Below are 26477 nucleotides of genomic sequence, written 5' to 3'. Positions count from 1 at the left end.
TTGAATAATGCTTCTTTAAAACTAGTTCTACACATTCTAATTTAAATGTGTAATCATACTTAACTTTTCTTTCCATAAAAAATGCCCCAAATAGTGTCTAACTTTTTGGGGCATGTTCACTGAGGCTCTCGAAGTGACCATTTTTTTATTGTAATGGACGGCAGGAATAGGGTTTTGTGATAAATCCCGAACCATTCGTTCCTGAAATTAATTAGTAATATCAGTATCTTCTAGTTTTTTATCAATGATTTTATTGTTGTGTAATTGAACAGGTTTTTTGCTGCTTTTCTTCATTTTTAAGTTCAAGAATTCTACAAATAGTGAGAAGAAAATGGCAAAATATAGATACCCTTTTGGAATACTATGTACTTCTACGTCATTACCAAATTTGAAGTTTGCTAAATGTGAACCTTCTGCTAAAAGCATTACTCCAATTAAGATTAAGAAGGATAATCCAAGTATTTGTATGGTTGGATGCTCATTTACAAATTTAGAAACTGGTCCAGCAAAGGCAAGCATCACTACAATAGAAAGTACAATAGCAAGAATCATGATTTCGATAGCGCCAGCAGGTCCAAAACCTTTTGGTGGTTCAGCAGAACTTACTAAACCAATTGCTGTTAAAATACTATCGAAAGAGAAAACGATGTTTAATAATGCAATTTGAATGATTGCTGATGACAAACTGTTGCTTGCTTTTCCGTTTGTTGCTTCTTCTTCACCTTCTAATTTATGGTGAATTTCAGAAACTGATTTGTATAATAAAAATAAACCTCCACCAAAGATGATTAAACTTTGTCCTGATATTCCTCCTGAGAAAAATCCTAAGTCAAAATCAAAAAATGATTCTTTCAAACTCATTACCCATGTGATTCCGAAAAGTAAAATGATACGAAAAACCATGGCTAATAATAGTCCAATTCTTCTTGCTTTTGGTTGGTCTTCGGCTCTTAATTTTCCTGATACAATTGATAAAAACACGATGTTATCGATACCAAGAATGATTTCTAAAAAGGTTAAAGTTAAAAGTGCAATAAGTGCATCTGTGGTAAATAATACTTCCATTGGTTAGTATAAAAAATTAATGTTAAAGTGGTTTTACGGAATTAATCGATTTTTGTTACAGTTCCTTGTTGTTTTTTTGCTTCGCCAACAAAAGAATATTCAAAGATATAGGTTTTGTCTTTGGTACTCAAAATTTTCATGGATATTGCTTTTTTCTCTTGCATGTTTTTTGGGTGTAATTTTTGCAAAATAAATTCACAATCGTTAACCCATCGAACAGAAGCTGTGTCTGTTTTTCCGTTGAACGTTTCTATTTGAAGTTTTTCAGTTCTTTCAAAAGTTGAGGTTTGTTTTTTGCCATCAATTTCCTGTGAAAATTCAAATTTTCCGGTTTTAAAATCAGTACAATTACGTTCTTGTTTATCGCAAGAAATTAAAAACAGTAGAATTAAAATATTGGATATTGTTAGTTGTATGTTCAATTTCATTGGTGTTCTTTATTGTAGTTTCTTTAATTCATCGTCAGTAAAATGCTTTAATGTTCGCTCTCTAGAAAATTTATCAGCATTATAACTTGTTGATTTATTTTTAGGAATTGACAAACTTGTCCATTCACTATTTTTCAACATTTTTGCATAGAAAACAATTTGTCCAATGTGATATGGATAATGCGCTAATTGTCTGTTTATGGCATCTAATACAGATTGTCCTTCGTTTCTTATGTATATTATTTTTTCTAAATCGTCAGGTTTTAATTCATTTATTGCATTGAAAAAGCAAGCCCAACCGGCGTTCCAAGTTTGTAAAAGTGCTTCGCGGGTTGCTGTAGATTCTACAAATTCTGCGTCACGATTGCGCCATTCTTTTTCACCATCAGTAGTTAAAAAATCAGTCCATCGTGAAAGCATGTTTCCCGACATATGATTGACGATAGTACTTATAGAGTTGGTATCTTCATTTGTACAATAGAACAATTGACTTTCTTCCAATTGTTCCATGGCTTTTTCAGCAATGGTCTTGTAATAAAGCATTTGCTTTTTGACGCTTTCTAAATAGGAATTATTTATTGTCATTAAATAATGCGTTAGTCATTGTTTTTATTCCTTTAAAGGCTAAAAATACTGAAAGAATACAAATGGCACAACCTATTGTTAATACCAAATAATGCCAATTAGTATGTTTGTTCATAAAAGCATTATACATGACACTTGGTCCAATAAACATTAAGGGTAATGCACCAAATAAATATTTCACTCCTTTTGATAAAAGCTCTTTATTGGTTGCCATTTTAGAATTTTATTTGAATTCCAAATCCTTTTTGATTTGAAATCGCATTGAACTCGAAGTTGTCATTGAAACCTGTTTTCTTTACACCTTCGTTATATAATTCAATTCCTTGTCGCATTTTTTTATTTTTCCCAGATAAAATAGGAATAGAAACAACAATTAAACCAGCACCAATATAAGTTCCAGCGCCAGGATAATCTTCATCAGAAACTAATCCTTTTACTAAATCACCCACAGTGAAAGCAATTCCGAGTCCTAATAATAATGTTCCAGTAGATTCTTTACTTTTTCCTTTTTTGAATAATGCTAATGCTTGCGGATTTGTAGCTAATTTTTCTCTGGTTTCGCGACTTGAAATTTGTTGTCCGTCAACAAAATAACGTCCTCCTTTTATTTCAATTTCCTGAGAGAAAGAAACGGTTGAGAAGAGAATTACAATTAAAAAAAATAGTTTTTTCATAGTATAGTTTTTTGGTTTTTAGCTACTTTGTATTTGTAAACCATGGCAAAAATGAATCCTGCAATGGTATGTGTCATAATAATGTATAAAAATAGGAATATTTTTTTTAATCTATATTCATCGTGCAAGAATATCTTATAATTTGAATAAAAAATAATATAAAAATAAATTGCAATGAGTAAAGCATTGACAATCGTGTAAACAAGAATGTGTTTCCATTTTCTTAGTATAAAGACACTTACAATCCACAAAACGGGAATTAATAACAGAAGAAGATATAGAATATAAATTCCCATTATTTTTTGAAACCATCAACGGCTTTTCTAACGCTACCAAATTCTTTTAACAGTTGGCTTGCCTTTTCATAATCTACAGGAATTTCGCTCATAATCATTTTTACGCCTCTATCTACTAATTTGTCATTGCTCAATTGCATATCCACCATTTTGTTGCCTTTTACTTTTCCTAGTTGGATCATGGTTGCCGTTGAAATCATGTTTAATACTAATTTCTGTGCCGTTCCAGCTTTCATTCTTGAACTTCCGGTAACAAATTCGGGACCAACTACAACAACTATTGGGAAAGTAGTAGTTATTGCTAACGGACTTCCTTCATTGCAAGTAATGCAACCTGTGATTATATTATTTTCATTGCATTTTTTCAAACCTTCAATTACATAAGGTGTTGTTCCTGAAGCGGCAATTCCAATAACAACGTCGTTTTCTGAAATATTTTGTTCTTGCAAATCAATCCAAGCTTGTGTCGTATTATCTTCTGCATTTTCAACTGCTTTTCTAATAGCTTTATCGCCACCAGCAATAATTCCGTTAACCAAATCAAATGGAACACCAAATGTTGGAGGACATTCTGAAGCATCAACAATTCCTAATCGTCCAGAAGTTCCTGCGCCAATGTAAAATAGTCTTCCGCCAAGTTTCATTTTTTCAACTACTTTAGTAACTAAAGTTTCAATTTGTGGCAACGCTTTTTCAACTGCTAGCGGAACGGTTTTGTCTTCGTTATTGATATTAGACAACAATTCTGAAACAGACATTTTTTCTAAATGTTCGTATTTGGAAGATTGTTCGGTGGTTTTAGTGAAGTTCATTTTCTTGCTCGCAAAGGCGCAAAGGCGCAAAGATTAATAAAATTTCTTTTGTCAAATGTAAAAATAAAACTTTGGAATTACATAAAATAAGCCAAAACAATCCCCAAAACAATTACAGATAATTTTGCCAAATTGAATTTGTGTCCTTCGCTACTTTCAAAAATTATGGTTGAGGAAATGTGAAATAAAATACCAATAACAATTCCTGATATTTGTGTATAATAGTTTGTCAAAAACGAAAGATTTTCGGCTACAAAAGTTCCCAAAGGTGTCATAAAGGCAAAGACCAACATGAAAAACAAAATGGCTTTTTTATCCAATTGTGCATTACTGAAAAAGGTTGTCAAAATAATCGCAATTGGAAAATGATGAATCGCAATTCCGTAGGCCAAATGGTTGTGATTGCTAATAGGCATTCCTTCTAAAAGGGCATGTAAACACAAACTGAAAAATAATAACCACGGAATATGAAGCATTTTGTCATGTCCATGAACATGACCGTGTTCGGCACCTTTTGAAAAATATTCTAAAATAATTTGGAACACAATTCCTATCATAATAAAGATTCCAATAGTAGCTTGACCATGTTCGTGTCCTTCATGACTATGTAAATTAGCTTCATAAACTTCAGGAAGCAAATGCATTACGGTTAATGAAAGTAAAAATGCACCACTAAAAGCTAAAAGTAATTTTAAGTTTTTCTTGCTTTTAGGTTTCAAAAATAAAGCAACAATGTAACCTAAAATTACGGCTAATAAAGGTAAAATGTAAATTGGATAATTCATCAATGAAGTTTATGTTCAATATCTATTCTCTATATTCTTTTTTTGTCATCCTGTCCCGAAACTTCAGGAGTCGAAGGACTTACTTAAAAATCATAATTAATCGTTCACTTGTATTCTTGTGAAATTTTTTCAATTTATAATCTCCAAAAGTATCTAAAAGATAAATTCCAGCTTCATCCATCATGTTTTGAAAATCTTCTAAAGCCAATGCTTTTACTTTTTCTGTATAATGATATTTTTTGTTATTGTCTTCAAAATCAATTTCTTTGATGATATGATTATCGGCAACATATCTTTTAATATGAAAATCAATTCCGTCAACAGTTTTAATTTCCTCAGGAACTAAATTTGGAATTACCTGATGTACATTCATGAAATCAATCACAGCAAATCCATATTCGGTAAGACTTTCTTTAATAGCAATTAATGTTTTAAGATTGTCTTCATCGTTTTCAAAATAACCAAAACTTGTAAACAAATTAAAGATAGCATCAAATTTATCTTCAAATGTTTCTCGCATGTCGTGCACTTTGAAATGCAGCGTTGCATTCTCGTTTTTATTGGCTTCAGCGATGCTGTTTTCTGATAAATCGGCACCAAGAACATCATAACCTAATTGATTTAAATAAATCGAATGACGTCCTTTTCCACAAGCTAAATCTAAAACTTTTGCTTTTTCAGGTAAGTTTAAATAATGTGTCAAATTATCCATGAAAATCTGTGCTTCACGGTAATTTCTATCTTTATAAAGAATATGATAGTATGGTGTATCAAACCAAGAAGCGAACCAAGAAGATTGCTGATTGTTGATTTGAGAATGTTGATTTGAGATTTCTGACATTAATTCTTGTTCATAAAATTCCTAGCGTGCAAATTTAGTGTATTTTTGCAGAAGTTATTCCACATTTGGAATTTAGTTAATTATTGAAATTGTAATTGTCCCGACAATTAGGAATTGCAATTGACATTGATATTGAAAATGGAAAATTTTAAAATGATTGCCAAAACCTTTTTTGGTTTTGAAGAAATATTAGCTCAAGAATTACGTGTTTTAGGTGCACAAGATGTTGAAATTGGTACCAGAATGGTTAGCTTTAAAGGTGATAAAGGTTTTATGTATAAAGCCAATTTATCATTGCGAACGGCGCTGAAAATATTAAAACCCATTTATTATTTCAGAGCAAAAACGGATGCTTTATTATACAAAGGAATTCAAGGAATCGATTGGAGTTCGTATTTGAATGCCAATCAAACTTTTGTAATTGATACCACAATTCATTCTGATTTTTTCAAACATTCCCAATTTGTTTCACAGAAAGCAAAAGACGCTATTGTAGATCAATTTCGTGAAAAAACTGGAGTTCGACCAAGTATTGACAAAGAGTTTCCTGATTTAAGAATCAATATTCACATTGATAAAGACCAAGTTTCGGTTGCTTTAGATACTTCAGGAAATTCGTTGCATCAAAGAGGTTACAGAACGGCAACGAATATTGCACCAATAAACGAAGTTCTTGCAGCAGGAATGTTATTGCTATCTGGTTGGGAAGGAAAAACCGATTTTCTTGATCCAATGTGTGGTTCAGGAACAATATTAATTGAAGCAGGAATGATTGCTTGTAATATTCCAGCAAATATCAACAGAAAAGAGTTTGCTTTCGAAAAATGGAACGATTGGGACAACGATTTATTTGATAATATTATTGACGCTTTAATGAAACGAACTCGTGAATTTCATTACACTATAAAAGGTTATGATAAAGCGCCAAGTGCTGTTCATAAAGCAATCGATAATGTCAAAAATGCCAATCTTGATGATTACATAATTATAGAGCAACAAAATTTCTTTGATACTAAAAAAGAAACTTCTGGACCATTACAAATGGTTTTCAATCCACCTTATGGCGAACGTTTAGATATTGATTTAGAACGTTTTTATAGAGAAATGGGCGATACCATGAAACAAAACTATCCTGGAACTCATGCTTGGTTTATCACGGCAAATCTTGAAGCATTGAAATACGTTGGATTAAAACCTTCAAGAAAAATCAAACTCTTCAACGGAAGTTTAGAAGCACGATTGGTAAAATATGAAATGTATGAAGGAAGTAAAAGGACAAAATTTGCTTCGCCTGTTCGCCATGACGGCTCGGGTCAGGTTTCAGAAGAAAGTTAGCAGGTTTCAGATTACAACTTTACATTATACATTTTTACAAAAATACAATATACAATTTTTCAATGAGTAAAAAAACAAAATCATTTATATACAACATGCTAAGTTTTGCAGCGTTCTTTTTGCCGTTGCAAGTTGCTGTTTCAGCATTTACAAATCTAAAAGGAATGTGGGTTTTAGTTGTTGCTTTTATAATTGCAACCATTTTAGCTCCAAAATTTCAAGCCATCAGAACTAAAGAAGGAGAAAAATTGTTCATGAAAGTTATTTTCGTAAAAGGAGTGAAGGAGATAAATTAATTACTTCTTCTTTTTTTCCTTCTTTTCTTTAGCTTTTACAGTCGATTTATACAATGGTAAAAAGTAGGAAACCGTATAATTAAATCCTACACCAAAATCACCATCATAAGTTCTATTAAAACCTGGAATGTAAAGATTATCAAAATTATTTGGTTTTTTATTTGAAAACAAACGATTGACTCTCAAGCTAAAACCTACATAAACATTATTAAAAACCTCTGCTTTTACACCAGCAACAACTTCCATCCATTGAGCAGTTAATCCATTGAATTCTTCACCCGAAACAATTTCTGGAGCTTCATCAAAATATTGATTTGGATTATAAACTTCATAACTATTCAACGTTTGGCTAAATGAACTAAAACCATAACGTAAACCAACGTAAATCATGTTTTCCATTCCAAGCCAATTTTCATAAGCATTGTAGTCAAAACCTGCTTTTATGTACGTTCCGTTTGTTGTAAAATTCAATTGTGTATCGTCAACTGTTTTCTTTTCGTTTCCAATTTCGGCAGCAATATAGTGTTTACGCGTCAGTCGATAATCTCCAACTAATTCCAATCCACGGTAATCTTTATCATAGAAAGAACGCGTCAATTTGAACAAATCTGCTCCAAATCGAATACCATAACGTTCTGTTTTTGGCTTAACAGTATCTGTTTTTGCGACTTCTTGAGCCATTCCCGAAAATGAAATCAGGACTAGTAAAAAACTAAAAGTATATTTTAACATGAACTTCATTTTCGTTGTCAATTGTAGTTGTTTCTATATCAATATCTTTAATCCATTGGTTAGCAACCGAAACCGCATCCGATGCTACAAATGGATTAGTACTTGCTAATTCAAAAACTGTTTTATAACCACATGCTCTTGAAACATAAATATCCTCACGTGAGTAATTAATTTCAATCAAATCTTCATTTGCAAAAGTGGTATCCGTGCTGTTGATAGTAAATGAATATTTAGTTTGGTCAGCAGTAATTCGCAACGGAATTGAAAGTTTATTTCCAGTGAAAACAATTAAAGAATCTGTTTCGCCATCGGCAATAACTTTCATATTACTAACACTTCGTAATTCTGTTCTATCGTCGTTATTATAAAACTCAATAACTAATTTCGATGTTGTGTCTTCTGCACAAATATCATCCTTCTCACAACTTAAAAGTGAAAACAGAACCAATAATAAAAATATCTTTTTCATAAATTTTAATTTCAAAAAATCAACAGAATAAAAATCACTTCCAACTTCCATCTACTAACTTCCAACTATTTTAATTCCAAAAGTACAACATTTTCCACGTGATGCGTTTGCGGAAACATATCAACAGGTCGCACACGTGTCACTTTATACATTTCATCCATCAAAGCCAAATCTCTTGCTTGTGTAGCCGAGTTACAACTCACGTAAACAATTTTCGGAGCACCAGTTTTTAATAACATTTCTACAACGTCTTTGTGCATTCCGTCTCTTGGTGGATCGGTGATGATAACATCTGGTTTGCCGTGTTGCGCTATAAAATCGTCATTGAAAACGTTTTTCATGTCGCCAACATAAAACTCACAATTGGTAATTTCGTTGCGTTTGGCATTTTCTTTAGCATCAGCAATCGCTTCTGGAACGGCTTCTACACCAATTACTTTTTTTGCTTTTTTAGAAACAAACTGCGCAATAGTTCCTGTTCCTGTGTACAAATCATAAACGACTTCATTTCCAGATAATTCTGCAAAATCTCTTGTTATTTTGTATAATTCATACGCTTGGTCCGAATTGGTTTGGTAGAATGATTTAGCGTTGATACTAAATTTCAAACCTTCCATTTCTTCTAAAATGTAATCTCTACCTTTATATAGTTTAATATCTTGGTCGTAAAGTGTGTCGTTAGCTTTGCTATTGATTACATATTGTAACGAAGTAATTTGTGGGAATTTCTCATGAATAAAATCCATCATCAACTCACGATTGGCTTTGTCGTCTTCAAAAAACTGAATCAAAACCATAATCTCGCCAGTCGAAGCGGTTCTAATCATTAAAGTACGCAACAAACCTTCATGATTTCTCGCATTGAAGAACGTCATTCCGTTTTTATCGGCAAATTCTTTTATTGAATTTCTAATATCATTGGATGGATCTTCTTGCAACCAGCATTTTTCAATGTCTAAAATTTTGTCCCACATTTTCGGAACGTGAAAACCTAAAGCGTTTTTCTTGCTCAAATTTTCCTCACTCGATTGAATCTGACTTTCGGTCAACCAACGCGTATCCGAAAATCCGAATTCCATTTTGTTTCTGTAGAACAATTGTTTTTCTGAACCTAAAATAGGTTCAAACTCAGGTAAATCGATTTTACCAATGCGTTTTAGGTTATTGAAGACTTCATTATTTTTGTAAAACAATTGTTGTTCATACTTCATGTTTTGCCATTTGCAACCGCCACAAGCACCAAAATGTTCACAAACTGGTTCTATACGATGCTCAGAAAATGAGTGAAATTTTATCGCTTTTCCTTCAAAATACGATTTACGTTTCTTGAATGTTTGCACATCCACCACATCGCCAGGCACAACGTTAGGTATAAATATTACTTGTCCTTCAGGAGCTTTTGCTACCGAAACACCTTTGGCACCAGCATCAAGCACGGTAACGTTTTCAAATATAATTCTGTCTGTCTTCTTTTTTCCCATGAGGCAAAAATAATGTATTGGTTTGTTTTTTGGATTGGGTTTGGGAAAAATTTTGCAAAATGCGAAAAACCGTAATCGCTACAAGTTTTAATTTTATAAATTTGAGGAAAATAGAAAGGATATGATTTTTAAATTATTAGCGATTAACAAAATCCCGTTAGGGATAAAATTTCGGTAGAAAAATATTATTCATCGCAAGCAAAAAAATAAAAGAACATCAATAAAAGGATTTTTATAGTTTAGCCATTCCTCAAATCCCGTTAGGGATTAAATTTCGGTAGAAAAATATAATTCAATAACACACAAAGTCCCGTAGGGACGATATTAAATATGGCAAATACCTACACACAAATACATGTTCAATTTGTTTTTGCAGTAAAATTCCGTAACGGACTAATTCATGCTTCTTTCAAAGAGGAATTATATCAATATATTTCAGGTATTATTAAAGCAAACAATCATAAATTATTAGCCATTAATGGAATGCCCGATCATTTGCATATTTTTACAGGAATGCGACCAACACAATCAATTTCTGATTTATTGCAAGATATTAAAGGCAGTTCTTCCAAATGGATAAATGAAAAGAAATTTTTAAAAGTTAAATTTGAATGGCAAGAAGGATATGGAGCTTTCTCTTATTCTAAATCACATGTTAATAATGTTATTGAATACATTCAAAATCAAGAGAATCATCATAAGAAAGAATCATTTAACGAAGAATATTTGAAATTTTTAAAAGTCTTTGAAATAGATTATGATGAACGTTATGTTTTTAAAGAGCCAATCTAAATATCATCCCTACGGGATTTTTTTTCTAGGAAGTTACTTTTTTACCCAAATTTTATCCCTACGGGATTCTAAAAACATTTTATAGATTAACTATGTTCATTTCATTGGGTATAGAAAAATATAAATATCAAAATGAAGTCTACACTTTCCTAAAGAAATTTAGGGTATGCGTAAAAAAAAATACTAGCATTTACAAAATGAAAGTTAACGTGTACGGAAGGAAAGTTAGCACCAGCGGAAAGAAAGCCAACGTATGCGGAAAGAAAATAAGTATACAAGGAATGAGAACTAATGTTTGCGGAAGGAAAATAAGTACCTATGGAAAGAAAACTAACGTATGCGGAAAGACAATAATTGCCTACGGAAAGAAAATTAAAATATGCGGAAGAAAAATAAGTGCCTACGGAAAGAAAACTAACGTATGTAGAATGTTGTTTAGTAGCTTTAACACAATAATCCTTCACCACATTTTAGAAACAGTATCTTTATAGTTATCTTTACACCATGAAACACCTAGCATTACTTCGCGGCATTAACGTCTCAGGACACAACATGATAAAAATGGAAGCGCTCAAAACTACGTTAGAAGCCATTGGGTTTACTAATGTGGTTACGTATATTCAAAGTGGTAATGTGTTTGTTGAAACTGAGGAGGAAAGCGGTTTTGGAGTGGGTTTCAAAATCAAACAAGAAATCTTCAAAACATTTGGTCACGAAGTTCCAGTGATTGTAATTGGTAAAAATGATTTGGAGTTGTGTTTTAAAAACAATCCTTTTTTGAAACAAAAAGACGTTGATATTAAAAAGTTGTACGTAGCTTTTATTTCCAAAGAATTGTCAAGTTCAGCCATAAACGAATTAAAAATCAGCCAATTCAAACCCGATGAAGCTGTAATCGATGGCAACAGAATTTTCATAAAATACGATATCGGCGCAGGAAAAACACGTTTAGACCAAAAATACATCGAGAAAAAACTAAACGTCACAGCAACCATTAGAAATTGGAACACCGTTACAAAGTTGTTGGAAATGTATGAAGGAGATGTTTAAAAGTTGTTTTAGCAAATTATTAATTTGCATAACTATGAAATCTATGTAAAGCGAAGCAACTTTATTCACAATCCAAATCCTATGATTCTATGTGGTTAAAAAAAATGAAATAACAAGAAATTAGAATACAGTTACAAAGTTGTTGAAAATGTATGAAGGAGAAGTTTAAAAATTTAAGGGTTTAAGAGTTTAAAAGTTGTTTTGGCAAACTATTGATTTGCATAACTATGGAATCTATGTAAAGCGAAGCAACTTTATTCACAATCCAAATCCTATGATTCTATGTGGTTAAAAATGTATAATATGTTTAAAGTAAAAACCTATAATCATATTAGAAATAACAATAATTATATAACATACAAGTCGGTATGATTTTCTAATTTTGAAGAAATTTTAAAAGAAAATATCATGAAAAGAAATGCAACAGCCCAATGGCAAGGTTCAGTAAAAGAAGGAAAAGGTACGCTTACTACACAAAGTACAACATTAAATAATACACAATATTCATTCAATTCACGTTTTGAAGATGGCATTGGAACGAATCCAGAAGAGTTAGTTGCTGCGGCACATGCTGGTTGCTTTACCATGCAATTGTCAGCATTTTTAACAGAAGAAGGTTTTACTGTAGAAAATCTTCAAACAAAATGTGATATTAATTTAGTGACAGGTACAATTGTAAGTTCGCATTTAACAGTAGAAGCAAAAATTCCAGGAATTTCTAATGAAGATTTTCAAGCATTAGTTACTAAAGCAGAGAAAAATTGTCCAATTTCGAAGTTGTTCAACACAGAAATTACATCAACAGCTACTTTAGTTTAATTGATTTAAAAAATTAATAGAAACCTCATTTCTTTATTGAAGTGAGGTTTTTTGTTTTTAAAATAGCGTAAATTAGCAAGAAATTAAATAGCGATACTCATCGGAACGCTAAAATAAATCGTACATTTATGAAAGATAAACCAACATTTACTAGCGCCATTTCAGGATTAGAATTTCCAGAGAAAGACAAAGTTTCTGGCAAGACGATTCGTTTTGCGATTTTAAATTTAATTAGAGAAGAACATCCCGATTTTGATGCAAATCAATTTATCGCTGATAGCGAACTGAATATTTATCGTGAAAAATACATTTCTAAATTTTTACAAACCGAAGTAGGTGAATTATCGGATTTGCATAAAAAAGTGATCAAATCTTTAGGAAGTGATAAGTCAATAGTTAAAAAAGTAGAAGACGAAATTGATAATCGAACTTTCGGACAAGTTGTAGCAGATAAAGTGGCCGATTTTGGGGGAAGTTGGACGTTTATTATTTCGTTTTTTATCTTTATTATGATTTGGATTGCATCCAATGTTTACTTATTGATGAACAAAGGATTCGATCCTTATCCGTTTATTTTGTTGAATTTGATTTTGTCCTGTTTGGCAGCACTACAAGCTCCAGTAATCATGATGAGTCAAAACCGTCAGGAAGAGAAAGACCGAGAACGTGCCAAAAAAGATTACATGATCAATTTAAAATCAGAGCTCGAAATTAGAATGTTAGACGAAAAACTAGACCATTTAATTATGCACCAACAACAAGAATTGATAGAAATTCAAAAAGTGCAAATCGAAATGATGAATGATATTTTAGAAAAGATAAAAAAATAGTTTGATGTTGTTTAAAATTGTTTAATTTACTTTAAAGTTGTTCGTGAGTTGGAAGTAACAATATTAAACTCCTAAACATCAAAACTTTTAAACTAAAATTTTACCTTTGTAAAAATTATGGATGATTTCTCTCCACAAGAAGGAATTGATATTTTACAATAGCCCATAACGATTCCGATGCTTCGGAATGGGTAAAAAATTAAAAATTATGTCAGTTTTAGAAAAAATCAGCTCTGAAGAAATTATTTCGTTAGAAAATAAATACGGAGCACACAATTATCATCCGCTACCAGTGGTTTTGAGTAGAGGTGAAGGTGTTTATGTTTGGGATGTTGAAGGAAAAAAGTATTACGATTTTCTTTCGGCTTATTCTGCAGTAAATCAAGGACATTGTCATCCGAAAATTATTGGCGCAATGGTGCAACAAGCACAAACGTTAACATTAACTTCTCGTGCTTTTTACAACGATAAACTGGGAGTTTACGAAGAATACATCACAAAATACTTCGGATTTGATAAAGTACTTCCAATGAATACAGGTGCTGAAGCAGTAGAAACAGCTTTGAAACTTTGTAGAAAATGGGCGTATGAGAAGAAAGGAATTCATGAAAACGAAGCACAAATTATTGTTTGTGACGGAAATTTCCACGGAAGAACTACGACTATCATTTCGTTTTCAAATGATGAAAATGCAAGAAAGAATTTCGGACCTTATACAGCAGGATTTATCAAAATTCCTTACGATGACATCGAAGCTTTAGAAAACGCGCTTAAATCGTCTAAAAACATCGCAGGTTTTCTTGTAGAACCTATTCAAGGTGAAGCCGGAGTTTATAATCCAGCAGAAGATTATTTGGCGAAAGCTAAAGCGCTTTGTGCTGCTAACAATGTTTTGTTTATTGCTGATGAGGTTCAAACCGGAATTGCAAGAACAGGTTCGATATTGGCAGTTTGTGGAAATTGTACTTGCGAAAACGCCTGCGAAAAACAAGCGACTTATGTTGCTCCAGATATTTTAATTCTTGGTAAAGCACTTTCTGGTGGCGCTTATCCAGTTTCGGCGGTTTTGGCTAATGACCACATTATGAATGTAATCAAACCTGGTCAACACGGTTCTACTTTTGGTGGAAACCCTATTGCTGGCGCAGTTGCTATTGCAGCTTTAGAAGTGGTTAATGATGAAAATTTATCTCAAAATGCACGTCGTTTAGGAAAAATCTTCAGAGAAAAAATAGGTGAGTTTGTAAAAACATCAAATATTGCAACGTTAGTGCGTGGAAAAGGATTGTTGAATGCCATTGTAATCAATGATACTGAAGAAAGTGATACGGCTTGGAATATTTGTATGACATTACGCGATAACGGATTATTGGCTAAGCCAACTCACGGAAATATCATTCGTTTTGCTCCACCATTAGTAATGAATGAAGAACAATTATTAGATTGTATATCGATTATTATCAGTACATTAAAACAATTTGAGAAGTAAATTTTTAACCAACCAATAAACAAAAACAATTATTTTTTTATGGAAAACCAAAACAATTTACATTTAAACGAACAAGCAGTTGGAGCTTTGAGAGAAAGTGCCAAATGGTCCTACTTTTTATCCATTTTAGGATTTATTGGAGTAGGATTTTTGGTTATTGCAGCATTTTTTATTGGTACGATAATGTCACTGACACCAAATAATCCATATGGACAAGGTGGTCCTTTAGAAATGATGAAAGGATTCTTATCATTTTTTTACATCATTATTGCTCTACTTTATTTCTTTCCGATTTTGTATTTATATCGTTATGCAAGTGGAATGAAACAAGGTTTGTTGATGTCAAATAGCGATACAGTTTCTAATGCATTGGTTAATTTAAAATCACACCATAAATTTCTTGGAATAACAGCAATTGTGGTAATCTCTTTATATTTTTTAATCTTTATTGTAGCCATTATTGCAGGTGTTGCTTTTGCCGGAAGTGCAGCAATGTAATTTAGATATGCTAAATAAAAAAAAACCGTCTCGTTTTAAACAAGACGGTTTTTTTATGAATGATTGATGATTATTACATTCCTTGTAATTGTTTTATTTTTTCTTGCATTAGAGCAGGATCTTGTAAAGCGTCTAATCCGAAATAAGATATAATCCATATGAAATAAACTAAAGAAACTACATTAATTACTACACCAATAATAGCTAAAATTCTACCAACATTTAGATTTTGGTAGTTACTAAATTTCTCAGGTGATGCTTTGTATAATTCCATATCTTTTTTTGCTAATACAAGCGCAATTATGCCAAGTATTAATCCAACGAGTCCATAACAACAACAGGTTAAAATTGAAACAATTCCAAGAACGAGTACCGCAGTAGCATTAGGTAATTTTTGATTTTCCATTTTTTAGTTTTTATTGATTAGTATATAAATTTCATTTTGTAAACATATGAGATAATCATAACCATTGCATTTATCAAAGCTAATGTTATAACAATTTTTTGATAATTTCTTTTTTTGTCAAAAATAAAAAGTAAAATCGACAGACCAAGAAGTAGTGTTGTATAAATAGCAGGAAACATTTTAAATGCTTCGCTAAAGTTTCCTTGAAGTAATAAATTTAATGAGCGCTGTGTACCGCATCCGATACAATCTATTCCGAAAGTTTGCTTAAACATACAAGGTAACATATGTTCTTCCATTTTTTATTTTTTTACTCTTACAAGTTTACAAATATTTTTTAAAATAACGATAACTGATTTTAGTTTTCTACTTTTGAAATCTTAAAAAAGAAGTATGAGAAAATTATTTTATCTTTTAATAATGATAGCTTTTGTAGTTGCATTTTATAATCAGCGTCAAGAAAAACCTAATGTAATTATTACTGTAATTGCAGTTGTAATTTTTATGTTTGGAATGATGAAATTGAGTTCAAAAATAGATAGTAAAAATAAAGGAAATGATGAGCAATAAATTTGAAATAGGAGATAGGGTTTCGGTTTTAGATGATGCGATTGATGGAGTAGTGGTGAAGGTCGAAAAAGACAATATTACCATCGAAACTACGGACAAATTTTTGATGACATTTTTTGTCAATGAATTGATTAAAACTAACATTACCAATAATTTAGATTACTTTAATAAAAGTGATAGTTTATCTAAAAAAGAAATGGATTTAAAACCAACAAGAAAGCAAATTGAACTCCAAAAAAAGCTTGAAAAAGTAGAAAGAGGTGTTCCAGAATTTGATTTGCATATTGAAAAATTAGTTAAAAATAAGAACGGTTTATCTAATTTTGATATCCTAACTTTGCAGATGGAAACTGCAAAAAGACATGTAGATTTTGCTATAAAAAATCGCATTCCTAAGATCGTTTTTATACATGGTGTTGGTGAAGGAATTCTAAAAGCGGAACTTGATTTTATGCTTAAACGATATGAAAATATTTCGTTTCAAGATGCCAATTATCAAAAATATGGTTTGGGTGCAACCGAAGTTTATTTTAAACAAAACCCAAAATAATTCATGAAATTAGTCCAAAAAAAATCCTGTTTTACGTTTTTGTAAAACAGGATTTTTATTAAATCTTACTCTGTAATTTTCTATTTTTTAAAAAACTGAATCGTTATTTTAGTTAATAAACGTTCCATAAATGTAATCATCACCAAGATAAAATTCGGCATTTCCTCTCTTTAAGGTTACTTTTTTCAAGTGAATGGTATATTCAATATTTGGTGTTACTTCGGTTGCAATTACTTCAATTTCGCCACTTACACCACTAACTCCATCAACTGCATTCCACTCTTCAGATAATACTGGAGTTGTTGGAAATGGAGAAGTGCAAAAATAACTTGCAGATAAAGCTGTTTCAAATAACTTATATGTTACTTTATTTGTAGCGCTGATTGGCTTAATATTTGGGCTTAAAGTTCCTGTGAAAAATGAAGAATCTAAGTTTAAAACTAAAGATTCTTTTCCGCTAAAATTGTAGACTTCATTGCTTGAGTCACATTTTAGGGCATTAGCAACATTGAATGCAAACGGTAAAGAAGAATTTATGATTCTATCACCAAATACGTATGTTTCATACAATTGTTCAACACCATTAGGCTTTAAAAAAGTCACATTTTTAAATTCAATATAATAGGTATAACCAGTAATTTTAGTTGCATTTCCAGCTGTTGAGGTTGTATTTGGAACTACATTTGCTGTAGTAGTAATTTCAATGGTTCCAGATGTTGCAACCCATTCTTCAATTACACTAGGAGTTGAAAGTGGAATAGTTGCACAAATATTTCCTGTAGCAACTTCACCAGAATAGGCACGATAAATTACTCTATTTGTTGTATTGTTAATTGTAATAACTGTTGGATCTCCTTCATCTGAAACTTCATTGGTGAAAAAGTTTTCAGAGTTTTCGATTTGAATTAGTAAAGCTTCGTTGTCTTTGATTTTGTATAAAATATCGTTTTGATCGCAATAAGAAGCGGTTACATCTTCAAAATTGATATCTTCAATAGTAATATCACCATCGTCACAACCATTTAAAGTTAGCATTAAGGCAAATAATCCAATTATTTTTTTCATTTTTATAATATTTTAAGCAAAAATAGAAATTTTACGTATTAATTATTCTATTTATATTTTAATTAACGAAGAGTTTTATCTTTGTAGCATGAATAAGATATATTTAGATAACGCCGCAACAACTCCACTTCGTCAGGAAGTTATCGACGAAATGATGCTTGTTTTAAAAGAAAACTTTGGAAATCCATCATCAACACATAGTTTTGGTAGAAGTGCTAAAACCGTTTTAGAAACCTCTAGAAAATCAATCGCTAAACGAATTGGCGCCAATGCTCAAGAAATTATTTTTACTTCATCAGCTACAGAAGCGACGAATTGGATTTTAAAAAATGCCGTTTCAGAATTAAAAGTGGAACGAATTATTACAAGTAAAGTAGAACATCATGCTACTCTTTATACAGTTAAAAATCTTCAAAAAGAATATGGAATTGAAGTTGATTTTGTATCAATTTTAGAATGTGGTTCAGTAGATGTTACACATTTAGTTGACTTACTCTCTAAAGGTGGAAAAACTTTAGTGACTTTAATGCATGTAAACAATGAAATTGGGTCGGTTTTAGATATTGAAAAAGTAGGGCGAATTTGTCATCAACATCACGCCTTATTTCATTGTGATACAGTTCAATCTATAGGAAAAACGGAAATTAATTTACAAGAACTTCCAGTTGATTTTATTGTAGCAAGTGCACATAAATTTCATGGGCCAAAAGGAGCAGGATTTGCATATGTAAAAAAAGGAATCATTATGCAGCCGATGTTTTATGGTGGCGAACAAGAAAAAGGTCTTCGTGCTGGTACAGAAGCAGTGCATCAAATTGCAGGAATGGCAAAAGCATTGGAGTTGTCTTATGACTTTTTAACCTCAGAACGTTCTTGTATTTCTGATTTAAAAGAATATTGCCAAAAACAATTAGTAGCTAATTTTCCTGATATTAAAATTAACGGGAAAGATACTTTCTATAATATTTTGAATGTTTTATTACCATTTTCAGAAGATAAAACTGCTATGATTTTATTCAATTTAGATATGAAAGGAATCGCTGTTTCAAGAGGAAGTGCTTGCCAAAGCGGAAGCGTAAAACCTTCACACGTTTTAGCAGAAATTCTAACAGAAGATGATATTAACAAACCTAGTTTAAGAATTTCTTTCAGTCATTATAATACTAAAGAAGATATTGATAGCTTGATTGATGGTTTGAAAGGAATTTAGTTATCAGTATTTAGTGTTCAGTTACCAGTTTACAGATAATAGTGTTTTAGATAGCAGTTTGTCACACTGAGCGCAGTCGAAGTGCCTTAATAAATTATAAAAGAATACAAAATGAAACTAAACCCTAAAAACGGAATTGATCTACTTCTTTTCGGAATGAAACAAAAGGATGTTATTACTCTTTATGGTTCACCAGATAAGCAATTTGAAGATGAAGATAAGAATATAATTTTCTTATACAATCAACACAAATTCCGATTGACTTTTTACGAAGATGAAGATTTTAAATTGGGTTACATTATTTCTTCCAATCCAAATTTAACTTTGTTAGAACATTCAATTATTGGTAAAAATGTAAAAGAAATAAAAACAATATTACCTTTCAAATCGTGGGAAGAAGAGAGTTTCGACTCAACAGAAAATCATTTTAATGAAAGTAATTGGCTAACATTGCAATCAGAATTTGATGAAATCATCCGAGTAGAAATAGGAGCAATCATCAACAATAATGATGAGTTTGAATGGAAGTTTAAAAAATAAAGCATAAAAAAAATCCCAATTTCAATAAGTGAAAATTGGGATTTGTTTTTTTATTGTTGATTGATTTTGATTAGTTCAACTTCAAAAATTAAATCAGCATTTGGAGGAATAACACCGCCAGCACCTCTTTCGCCATAAGCTAATTTTGAAGGAATTAAGAATTTATATTTTGAACCTTCTGTCATTAATTGAACACCTTCAGTCCAACCAGGAATTACTTGGTTTAAACCAAAATCAATTGGTTGACCTCTTTGAACACTGCTGTCAAAAACTTTTCCATCAAGCAAACTTCCTGTGTAATGAACTTTTACATTGCTTGTAGCTACTGGTTTTGCTCCGCTACCTTCTTTTAAAACGACATATTTTAAACCAGTTGCAGTTGTTGTAGCTTTTTCAAATTCTTTTAACGCTAAGGCATTTGCAGCGGCTTTTGCAGCAGCTTCTTTTTGTTCTTCTATAGCTTTATTTGTAAAGTAATCTGCAAAAACTTTTACAGCATCAAATTTTTTAGCTTCAGCACCTTTTCTAGTGATAGTAATAGCATTAATTTCGTCATTTTGCTCAATTGCATTTACAACTTCCATTCCTGTTACTACAATTCCAAAAACAGTGTGTTTTCCGTCTAACCAAGGTGTTTCTTTATGAGTAATAAAAAATTGAGAACCATTAGTTTTTGGACCTGAATTTGCCATCGACAATATTCCACCTTTATGATGCTTTAAGTCAGTGATTTCATCTTTAAAAGCATAACCTGGACCACCAGAACCATTTCCATCAGGATCACCACCTTGAATCATAAAATCCTTAATAACTCTATGAAATTTTAATCCATTATAGAATTTTTTTCCTTTATATTTTTCAGCAACTTGAGGATTTGTTCCTTCTGCGAGCGAAATAAAATTAGCTACAGTTACAGGTGTTTTTTTATACTCTAATTGAATAAGAATTTTTCCTTTATTTGTTTCAACTTCTGCAAAAATCCCTTCATTTGAATTTACAACTGGTAATAAGGATAAAGTTGGTTTTGCCTCTGCAACAGACGATGTTCCTGCAACTTTAGTTTTGACAGGCGATTTTGATTTAGTTGTTTTCTTAGTTTGAGCATTTGCAATGGTTAAACCCAAGAATAGCAAACATAAAAATTTTAATTTCATTTGTTATAATTTTAGTTTTGATTAATAATTTATTTTTTTTCAAACATTTCTAATTCAAATATAATATTAGCATTTGGCGGGATAACATTACCTGCGCCATTTTCACCATAAGCAAGATTTGATGGAATGAAAAATACTGCTTTATCACCAATATTCATTTTTGATAATCCTTCTTCAAATCCAGGAATCATGCCACCTTTTGAACCTGCTTTGAAGGGCATTTTAGCATATCCATTTTGCATTTCTCTTTGTTCGTTATATTTTCCAAATGCTTTTGCAACTGATACAACGTTTGTGTCAAACAGCGTGCCATCTTCTAAAAATCCTGCGTAATTTAAAAAAACATCAGTACCATTTGCAGGTTTTTTTCCACTTCCTTTTGATGTAATTTTAAAAATTAATCCTGTAGGAGATTTTGTTGCACTAGCTTTTGTGTCAGCAAAGAAAGCTAATTTATCTGCAATAACCTGCTGAAATTGTTCATTGAATTTTTTTTGAGCTTCGGCATCAATGGCAGCTTGTTTCTTTTGTTTTTCAGATTCCACTTTGAAGTAATCACTAAAAACTTTTACTGCATCAAACTTTTTCACATCTTCTCCTTTACGGATGATTTTTATCGAATTGATAGCATCGTCTTGCGCAATAGCATTGACAACTTCCATTCCGTTTTCAATTACTTTTCCAAAAATAGTATGCAAACCATTTAACCATGGCGTTTCCTTGTGCGTGATAAAAAACTGACTGCTATTTGTTCCAGGTCCAGAATTTGCCATAGCTAATAATCCACCTTTGTCAAATTTTAAATCGGTAATTTCATCTTTAAATTTATAGCCACAATCGCCTGAACCGTTTCCAAGTGGATCACCACCTTGAATCATAAAATCAGCGATAACTCTGTGAAATTTTAATCCGTCAAAAAAGGGCTTGTTTTTTAAATTTTCCGTAACAAATGGATTTGTACCTTCTGCAAGCGAAACAAAATTTGCTACAGTAATCGGTGCTTTTTTATAATCTAACTCTAATAAAATGGTACCTTTTGAAGTTTCAATTTCGGCATATAAACCGTCTTTTAAGTTTTTATGTTCGTCTTTACATGATGTAAAAACAGTTGATAATGCAATTAATAAAACAATAATTCTTTTCATTTTAATACTTATTTTTTGTTTTCAGGTTTAAAATCGTTTAAGGTTACAGTACAAATTAATGGTTCATTAGTTCCAATTTTTTTATTATCACCATGATAACCATAGGCCATGTGTGATGGAAACAAGAAAGTTACTTTTTCAGTTTTACGCATTAATTTAATTCCGTTGCGTAATCCCATCATAATATTTTGTTTGTCAACAGCATAAGTTTGAGGTTTCAACTCTGTTTGTGAGTAAATAATAGTTCCGTTGATATCTTTTACTTCATAATCAAAAAAAGCAATGTCTCCTTTTTTTGGTCGCAAAGTATCTTTATCATTCTTGATTTCATAATGATACCAATATCCTTTTTGTGAAGCGATATATTTAATTTCAGGATTACTTTTTATGATGGAATCAATTTGCTTTTCTTCTCCTTTTATAAGTTTTTTATTTCGATCTACCGATTCTTTCATGAAAGTTCCTGAGGAATGCGAAATTGGATTTCTTGCTTGTGGTTCTTTACAACTAATAAGAGTTAAAAGCAAAGCAAAAATGAATAAGTAGGATTTAATATTTTTCATAATTATAGTGTAAGTTTTGAAACAATATGTTCAAATTTTTTAATTGTATTTGCTAATGAATCATACGATTTTCCTCCAGCTGCATTGATGTGTCCGCCACCACTGAAATGTTCTCTAGCAAACTGATTGACATCAAAATCTCCTTGAGAACGAAACGAAATTTTAATAATATTTTCATCTCGATGCTCAATGAAAATGGCTGCAAAAACAATGCCTTTTATGGTCAAGCCATAATTTACAATGCCTTCAGTATCACCTTTTACATAATTAAATTCGTCCAATTCTTTTTGCGAAAGCGAAATGTAAGAAGTTTTCTTATCAAAAAGTACTTTCATATTTTGTAAAGCTCTTCCCAATAACTGCAATCTGTCATAAGAATTGTTATCGAAAAGTAAATTTGGAATTTCCGTATTTTCAACACCTAAATCAATAAATTCTGCTACAATTCTATGTGTTGTTCCAGTTGTTTTTGGGAATCTAAAACCACCAGAATCAGTTAGAATTCCAGTGTACAAACAAGTTGCAATAGTTTTATCAATAAGGGATTTTTGATTTAAATAACTAATGAAATTATAAATCATTTCACATGTAGAACCAAAAGAAGTATCTGAATAAGTGAACGTTGCATACGAATCTGGCAATTGATGGTGATCAATCATAATCATTGGAGCTGAAAGTTTACTTAAAACTTGTTCCATTTCGCCAGTTCTGTGCAAAGCATTAAAATCTAAAGTAAATACCAGTTCCGCTTCATTAAGAATTTGAGTACAATTAATTCTATCATTTTCATACACCAGAACAGTTTCTGAAGAAGGCAACCATGCAAGAAATTCAGGAAATTCATTAGGTGCAATAACAACAGGTTGATGGTTTAATTTTAATAAAAAATGATATAAACCAAGTGTCGAACCCATGGCATCACCATCTGGACTTCGGTGTGGAATAATGGCAATTTTCTTTGGAGAAGCCAATAACTCTTGAATGGCTAAAATGTCTTTTTCGTTCATAGGTTGCGAAAATACTAAAAATTAACACAATCACTATATAGATTAACACAGAATTTAATGTTTACTTTTTTTGAAAAATCTAAATTTAATTAGAATTAATGACGTGAACCTTTCCAAGTTCCACCATATTTATAGTTTTCCAATTTTTGAGATTTCTCGCAACACGATTTGCATACAAAAATCCACGTTTTTCCTTTTTCAATTTGAATTCGGAACAATATTGATTCTTCTATTTTGCACAAGTCACAAATTTTGGTTTTCATTATAATATTTTGGATTACTTAGAAACAAAAAGTCCTAACCAAACTGCAAATATTCCCAGCAAAACGCTTAAAGCAATATATCCAAAAGCTAATAGCGAATTATTGTTTTGAAACAAAGTATAATTTTCAAATCCAAAAGTAGAAAAAGTGGTATATCCGCCACAAAACCCTGTGATGAGAAACCATTTTAAATTGCTATTAGCCAAGTTGTTTTTTTCTAATATTCCAATCAATAAACCAATTAAAAAACATCCCAAAACATTAGTAATAATGGTTGCCAATGGAAAATGATTTGACCAATATTTATTGACAAAAACTGCTGTTAAGTAGCGCAAAACACTACCAATTGCTCCACCAATTGCAATATAAAGAATGGTTTTAAACATTAAAACTGAAAATAACTTGAATTCGTTGCAATAGCTTTTACAAATTCGTAAAATTCAAATAGCATATATCCAACGGAACAAATAAGTAGGATGATTTTCCATTTATGATTTCTAACGGATAAGGATAGAAATATTGGTAAAAACATCCATACAATTGTATTGAATACATTAAAATACTTATAAAATGGATTTTCATAAAATCGTTCTGATGAACCTATAATGATTGACCAGATGATTTTGCTTAAAAACATCCAAAGTAAATATCCAATAAGAATAGATGTTGAAGTTTTGCTATCTTGAATAAATTCAGCAATATCTGAATTTACAGGTTTATCACCATAATCGTTTTCCTCGTCTTCACTTTCTGTACAATATAAAGCAATAAGATAGAGACCAGCTAAAGGAATTAAAGCTAAAAATAAATAGCTGCCACTTTTTCCTACGTCGTGTAATCGTCTTACAGCTATTGAAAGTGAAGGAATGATGCTAAATAAGAAATAAAAAATGTAAAGTGGACCAACTAAATGTCCTTCAAAATTAATTTTAAGTAATAAATCAAGGCAAAAGAAAAATAATGCAAACATTAAATTAAATAAAACAAACATCCAATATTCTGTGCGACTTGCACGATCATCAAAGTTGGCATAATTTCTAATTGCGTGGAAATACCATTTCATAGTTTAGGTTTTATATTGTTTTCAAAAGTAATGAAAATTATTTACCAAATAAAACTACAATTTATCAAAACCACTTTTTATTTTCTCCTAAAAAATAGTACTTTTGCGCATGCAACACAACGTACTTATTTTAGATTTCGGTTCGCAATACACACAACTTATTGCACGCCGCGTTCGCGAATTAAATATATTCTGCGAAATTTTCCCTTACAATAATTATCCAACAGATTTATCGTCTTACAAAGCGGTTATTCTTGGCGGAAGCCCTTACTCGGTGCGCTCAGAAGATGCTTTACAAATCGATTTATCCGAAATTAGAGGTAAATTGCCTTTGCTTGCCGTATGTTACGGAGCACAATATTTAGCTCATTTTTCTGGTGGAGAAGTAGCAGCTTCCAATATTAGAGAATATGGAAGAGCAAATTTGACTTATATTAAGGAAGACGAAGTTTTCTTCGAAAATGTAAACCTCAATTCACAAGTTTGGATGAGCCACAGTGACACCATTAAACATTTACCAACCAACGGTGTCAAACTAGCAAGTACAAACGATGTTGAAAATGCAGCTTACAAAATTGAAGGCGAAACTACGTATGCTATTCAGTTTCACCCAGAAGTTTATCATTCGACTGATGGTAAACAAATGCTTGAAAATTTCTTAGTTAAAATCGCAGAAGTTCCTCAAAATTTTACGCCTAATGCTTTTGTTGACGATTGCGTTAAAGATTTACGTGAGAAAGTAGGAAATGATAAAGTGGTTTTAGGGCTTTCAGGTGGAGTAGATTCTACTGTAGCAGCAGTTTTATTAAATAAAGCTATTGGTAAAAACCTTTACTGTATCTTCGTTAACAATGGTTTATTACGTAAAAATGAATTTGAAAACGTACTTCATCAATACAAAGACATGGGCTTAAATGTAAAAGGCGTTGATGCTTCGGCACGTTTTTTGGAAGCATTAGCTGGAGTTGATGATCCAGAAACGAAACGTAAAATCATAGGAAATGCTTTTATAGAAGTTTTTGACGATGAAGCTCACAAAATTGAAGATGTTACATGGTTAGCGCAAGGAACGATTTATCCAGATGTTATTGAGTCGGTTTCAGTAAAAGGTCCAAGTGCTACTATTAAATCGCATCATAATGTAGGCGGTTTGCCCGATTTTATGAAATTGAAAATTGTAGAACCACTACGAATGTTGTTTAAAGATGAAGTGAGAAGAGTTGGAGCAACTTTAGGAATCGATCCTGAATTGTTAGGAAGGCATCCGTTTCCTGGTCCAGGATTATCAATTAGAATATTAGGTGATATTACACCAGAAAAAGTACGTATCTTGCAAGAAGTTGATGCTGTGTTTATTAACGGATTAAAAGAACACGGATTATATGATACAGTATGGCAAGCAGGAGCAATTTTGCTACCAGTAAATAGTGTAGGAGTAATGGGTGATGAGCGTACTTATGAAAAAGTAGTAGCTCTTCGCGCAGTTGAATCTACAGACGGAATGACGGCTGATTGGGTACATTTACCGTATGAGTTTTTGATGAAAATTTCAAACGAAATTATTAATAAAGTGAAAGGTGTAAATAGAGTAGTGTATGACATTAGTTCAAAACCACCAGCAACTATTGAATGGGAATAGAAAAGTTGGCAGTGTTCAGTTTACA

The 26477-nt window shown here is 31.5% G+C and carries 35 protein-coding genes; 14 read left to right on the top strand and 21 right to left on the bottom strand.

Annotated elements, in window-relative coordinates:
* Positions 1-207: 207 nt before the first annotated feature.
* From Q0049_RS15780 to Q0049_RS15745, 8 genes are all read right to left on the bottom strand, one after another.
* Positions 208-1065, bottom strand: a complete 858-nt coding sequence (locus tag Q0049_RS15780) for a TerC family protein (protein WP_298121920.1) — start codon at positions 1063-1065, stop codon at positions 208-210.
* A 41-nt stretch (positions 1066-1106) separates the two neighbouring features.
* Positions 1107-1493, bottom strand: a complete 387-nt coding sequence (locus tag Q0049_RS15775) for a DNA topoisomerase IV (protein WP_298121918.1) — start codon at positions 1491-1493, stop codon at positions 1107-1109.
* Positions 1494-1502: 9 nt separating this feature from the next.
* The gene (locus Q0049_RS15770) at positions 1503-2078 is read right to left on the bottom strand and encodes a DUF1572 family protein (protein WP_298121915.1); all 576 of its coding nucleotides are present in this window, start codon (positions 2076-2078) and stop codon (positions 1503-1505) included.
* Positions 2065-2292 (bottom strand): DUF6095 family protein, encoded by a 228-nt coding sequence (locus Q0049_RS15765; RefSeq protein ID WP_298121912.1) that lies wholly within the window; start codon positions 2290-2292, stop codon positions 2065-2067. The genes Q0049_RS15770 and Q0049_RS15765 overlap by 14 nt, the downstream gene beginning before the upstream one ends.
* Position 2293: 1 nt before the next feature.
* Positions 2294-2752: a hypothetical protein gene (locus tag Q0049_RS15760; protein WP_298121910.1), complete on the bottom strand. Its 459-nt coding sequence runs from the start codon at positions 2750-2752 to the stop codon at positions 2294-2296.
* 295 nt (positions 2753-3047) lie between these two features.
* Positions 3048-3860 carry an N-acetylmuramic acid 6-phosphate etherase gene (murQ, locus tag Q0049_RS15755; RefSeq protein ID WP_298121907.1) on the bottom strand — a complete coding sequence of 271 codons (813 nt, stop codon included), beginning with the start codon at positions 3858-3860 and terminating at the stop codon, positions 3048-3050.
* A 77-nt stretch (positions 3861-3937) separates the two neighbouring features.
* Entirely contained in the window at positions 3938-4645 is a 708-nt protein-coding gene (locus Q0049_RS15750; RefSeq protein ID WP_298121904.1) for a ZIP family metal transporter, read from the bottom strand.
* 79 nt (positions 4646-4724) lie between these two features.
* Entirely contained in the window at positions 4725-5486 is a 762-nt protein-coding gene (locus Q0049_RS15745) for a class I SAM-dependent methyltransferase (RefSeq protein WP_298121902.1), read from the bottom strand.
* 138 nt (positions 5487-5624) lie between these two features.
* Here Q0049_RS15745 and Q0049_RS15740 point away from each other — a divergent pair, with 138 nt between their 5' ends.
* Together Q0049_RS15740 and Q0049_RS15735 are read left to right on the top strand one after the other, a co-directional pair.
* Positions 5625-6821, top strand: a complete 1197-nt coding sequence (locus tag Q0049_RS15740; protein ID WP_298121899.1) for a THUMP domain-containing protein — start codon at positions 5625-5627, stop codon at positions 6819-6821.
* Between the two features lie 62 nt (positions 6822-6883).
* The gene (locus tag Q0049_RS15735; protein ID WP_298121896.1) at positions 6884-7117 is read left to right on the top strand and encodes a hypothetical protein; all 234 of its coding nucleotides are present in this window, start codon (positions 6884-6886) and stop codon (positions 7115-7117) included.
* Here Q0049_RS15735 and Q0049_RS15730 read toward each other — a convergent pair whose 3' ends face one another.
* The 3 genes from Q0049_RS15730 to rlmD all read right to left on the bottom strand — a co-directional run bounded on the left by Q0049_RS15730 (position 7118) and on the right by rlmD (position 9799).
* Positions 7118-7849 carry a DUF6048 family protein gene (locus Q0049_RS15730; protein ID WP_298121892.1) on the bottom strand — a complete coding sequence of 244 codons (732 nt, stop codon included), beginning with the start codon at positions 7847-7849 and terminating at the stop codon, positions 7118-7120.
* Entirely contained in the window at positions 7830-8318 is a 489-nt protein-coding gene (locus tag Q0049_RS15725; protein WP_298121889.1) for a DUF6452 family protein, read from the bottom strand. The genes Q0049_RS15730 and Q0049_RS15725 overlap by 20 nt, the downstream gene beginning before the upstream one ends.
* A gap of 65 nt (positions 8319-8383) precedes the next feature.
* Positions 8384-9799: a 23S rRNA (uracil(1939)-C(5))-methyltransferase RlmD gene (rlmD, locus tag Q0049_RS15720; RefSeq protein WP_298121887.1), complete on the bottom strand. Its 1416-nt coding sequence runs from the start codon at positions 9797-9799 to the stop codon at positions 8384-8386.
* Positions 9800-10129: 330 nt separating this feature from the next.
* On the opposite strand from rlmD, the gene tnpA reads away from it, so the two are divergent.
* The 7 genes from tnpA to Q0049_RS15685 all read left to right on the top strand — a co-directional run bounded on the left by tnpA (position 10130) and on the right by Q0049_RS15685 (position 15277).
* Positions 10130-10591 carry an IS200/IS605 family transposase gene (gene tnpA, locus Q0049_RS15715; protein ID WP_298121885.1) on the top strand — a complete coding sequence of 154 codons (462 nt, stop codon included), beginning with the start codon at positions 10130-10132 and terminating at the stop codon, positions 10589-10591.
* Between the two features lie 197 nt (positions 10592-10788).
* Positions 10789-11082, top strand: a complete 294-nt coding sequence (locus tag Q0049_RS15710) for a hypothetical protein (RefSeq protein ID WP_298121882.1) — start codon at positions 10789-10791, stop codon at positions 11080-11082.
* Positions 11083-11095: 13 nt separating this feature from the next.
* Positions 11096-11641 (top strand): DUF1697 domain-containing protein, encoded by a 546-nt coding sequence (locus tag Q0049_RS15705; RefSeq protein ID WP_298121880.1) that lies wholly within the window; start codon positions 11096-11098, stop codon positions 11639-11641.
* Positions 11642-12049: 408 nt separating this feature from the next.
* The gene (locus tag Q0049_RS15700; RefSeq protein ID WP_298121877.1) at positions 12050-12460 is read left to right on the top strand and encodes an OsmC family protein; all 411 of its coding nucleotides are present in this window, start codon (positions 12050-12052) and stop codon (positions 12458-12460) included.
* A gap of 128 nt (positions 12461-12588) precedes the next feature.
* Positions 12589-13290, top strand: a complete 702-nt coding sequence (locus tag Q0049_RS15695) for a DUF1003 domain-containing protein (protein WP_298121875.1) — start codon at positions 12589-12591, stop codon at positions 13288-13290.
* Between the two features lie 208 nt (positions 13291-13498).
* On the top strand, positions 13499-14779 hold the full coding sequence (rocD, locus tag Q0049_RS15690; protein ID WP_298121873.1) for an ornithine--oxo-acid transaminase: 1281 nt from the start codon (positions 13499-13501) through the stop codon (positions 14777-14779).
* A gap of 39 nt (positions 14780-14818) precedes the next feature.
* A complete protein-coding gene (locus tag Q0049_RS15685) occupies positions 14819-15277 on the top strand; it encodes a hypothetical protein (RefSeq protein WP_298121872.1) in 459 nt (152 codons plus the stop codon).
* 73 nt (positions 15278-15350) lie between these two features.
* Here Q0049_RS15685 and Q0049_RS15680 read toward each other — a convergent pair whose 3' ends face one another.
* Together Q0049_RS15680 and Q0049_RS15675 are read right to left on the bottom strand one after the other, a co-directional pair.
* A complete protein-coding gene (locus Q0049_RS15680) occupies positions 15351-15683 on the bottom strand; it encodes a CCC motif membrane protein (protein WP_298121869.1) in 333 nt (110 codons plus the stop codon).
* Between the two features lie 17 nt (positions 15684-15700).
* Positions 15701-15982: a DUF2752 domain-containing protein gene (locus tag Q0049_RS15675; protein ID WP_298121866.1), complete on the bottom strand. Its 282-nt coding sequence runs from the start codon at positions 15980-15982 to the stop codon at positions 15701-15703.
* 94 nt (positions 15983-16076) lie between these two features.
* On the opposite strand from Q0049_RS15675, the gene Q0049_RS15670 reads away from it, so the two are divergent.
* Entirely contained in the window at positions 16077-16253 is a 177-nt protein-coding gene (locus Q0049_RS15670; RefSeq protein ID WP_298121864.1) for a hypothetical protein, read from the top strand.
* A complete protein-coding gene (locus Q0049_RS15665) occupies positions 16240-16803 on the top strand; it encodes a Smr/MutS family protein (protein ID WP_298121861.1) in 564 nt (187 codons plus the stop codon). Before Q0049_RS15670 ends, Q0049_RS15665 begins: the two co-directional genes overlap by 14 nt.
* Before the next feature lie 108 nt (positions 16804-16911).
* Here Q0049_RS15665 and Q0049_RS15660 read toward each other — a convergent pair whose 3' ends face one another.
* The gene (locus Q0049_RS15660; protein ID WP_298121859.1) at positions 16912-17868 is read right to left on the bottom strand and encodes a hypothetical protein; all 957 of its coding nucleotides are present in this window, start codon (positions 17866-17868) and stop codon (positions 16912-16914) included.
* Positions 17869-17956: 88 nt separating this feature from the next.
* Here Q0049_RS15660 and Q0049_RS15655 point away from each other — a divergent pair, with 88 nt between their 5' ends.
* Positions 17957-19078, top strand: coding sequence for a cysteine desulfurase family protein (locus tag Q0049_RS15655; RefSeq protein ID WP_298121858.1), 1122 nt, complete (start codon positions 17957-17959; stop codon positions 19076-19078).
* A gap of 111 nt (positions 19079-19189) precedes the next feature.
* A complete protein-coding gene (locus Q0049_RS15650) occupies positions 19190-19618 on the top strand; it encodes a hypothetical protein (protein ID WP_298121856.1) in 429 nt (142 codons plus the stop codon).
* A gap of 50 nt (positions 19619-19668) precedes the next feature.
* Here the strand turns inward: Q0049_RS15650 and Q0049_RS15645 are convergent, their stop codons facing one another.
* The 7 genes from Q0049_RS15645 to Q0049_RS15615 all read right to left on the bottom strand — a co-directional run bounded on the left by Q0049_RS15645 (position 19669) and on the right by Q0049_RS15615 (position 24813).
* Entirely contained in the window at positions 19669-20772 is a 1104-nt protein-coding gene (locus Q0049_RS15645) for a peptidylprolyl isomerase (protein WP_298121853.1), read from the bottom strand.
* A gap of 29 nt (positions 20773-20801) precedes the next feature.
* Positions 20802-21917: a peptidylprolyl isomerase gene (locus Q0049_RS15640; RefSeq protein WP_298121851.1), complete on the bottom strand. Its 1116-nt coding sequence runs from the start codon at positions 21915-21917 to the stop codon at positions 20802-20804.
* 8 nt (positions 21918-21925) lie between these two features.
* Positions 21926-22480: a gliding motility-associated peptidyl-prolyl isomerase GldI gene (gene gldI, locus Q0049_RS15635; RefSeq protein ID WP_298121848.1), complete on the bottom strand. Its 555-nt coding sequence runs from the start codon at positions 22478-22480 to the stop codon at positions 21926-21928.
* Between the two features lie 2 nt (positions 22481-22482).
* Positions 22483-23487 (bottom strand): bifunctional oligoribonuclease/PAP phosphatase NrnA, encoded by a 1005-nt coding sequence (locus Q0049_RS15630; RefSeq protein ID WP_298121846.1) that lies wholly within the window; start codon positions 23485-23487, stop codon positions 22483-22485.
* A gap of 95 nt (positions 23488-23582) precedes the next feature.
* Positions 23583-23750, bottom strand: coding sequence for a hypothetical protein (locus Q0049_RS15625; protein WP_298121843.1), 168 nt, complete (start codon positions 23748-23750; stop codon positions 23583-23585).
* Between the two features lie 14 nt (positions 23751-23764).
* Positions 23765-24136, bottom strand: a complete 372-nt coding sequence (gene crcB, locus Q0049_RS15620) for a fluoride efflux transporter CrcB (RefSeq protein ID WP_298121841.1) — start codon at positions 24134-24136, stop codon at positions 23765-23767.
* Complete coding sequence (locus Q0049_RS15615) at positions 24136-24813, bottom strand: DUF805 domain-containing protein (protein ID WP_298121840.1); 678 nt, start codon at positions 24811-24813, stop codon at positions 24136-24138. The genes crcB and Q0049_RS15615 overlap by 1 nt, the downstream gene beginning before the upstream one ends.
* A gap of 109 nt (positions 24814-24922) precedes the next feature.
* Here Q0049_RS15615 and guaA point away from each other — a divergent pair, with 109 nt between their 5' ends.
* Positions 24923-26452 (top strand): glutamine-hydrolyzing GMP synthase, encoded by a 1530-nt coding sequence (guaA, locus tag Q0049_RS15610; protein ID WP_298121837.1) that lies wholly within the window; start codon positions 24923-24925, stop codon positions 26450-26452.
* The last annotated feature ends 25 nt before the right edge of the window (positions 26453-26477 follow it).

Origin of the sequence: Flavobacterium sp., assembly GCF_027484205.1 — a bacterium.
In the GTDB taxonomy this organism is placed as follows: Bacteria; Bacteroidota; Bacteroidia; order Flavobacteriales; family Flavobacteriaceae; genus Flavobacterium.
This window is presented reverse-complemented; position numbering and strand designations above follow the sequence as displayed.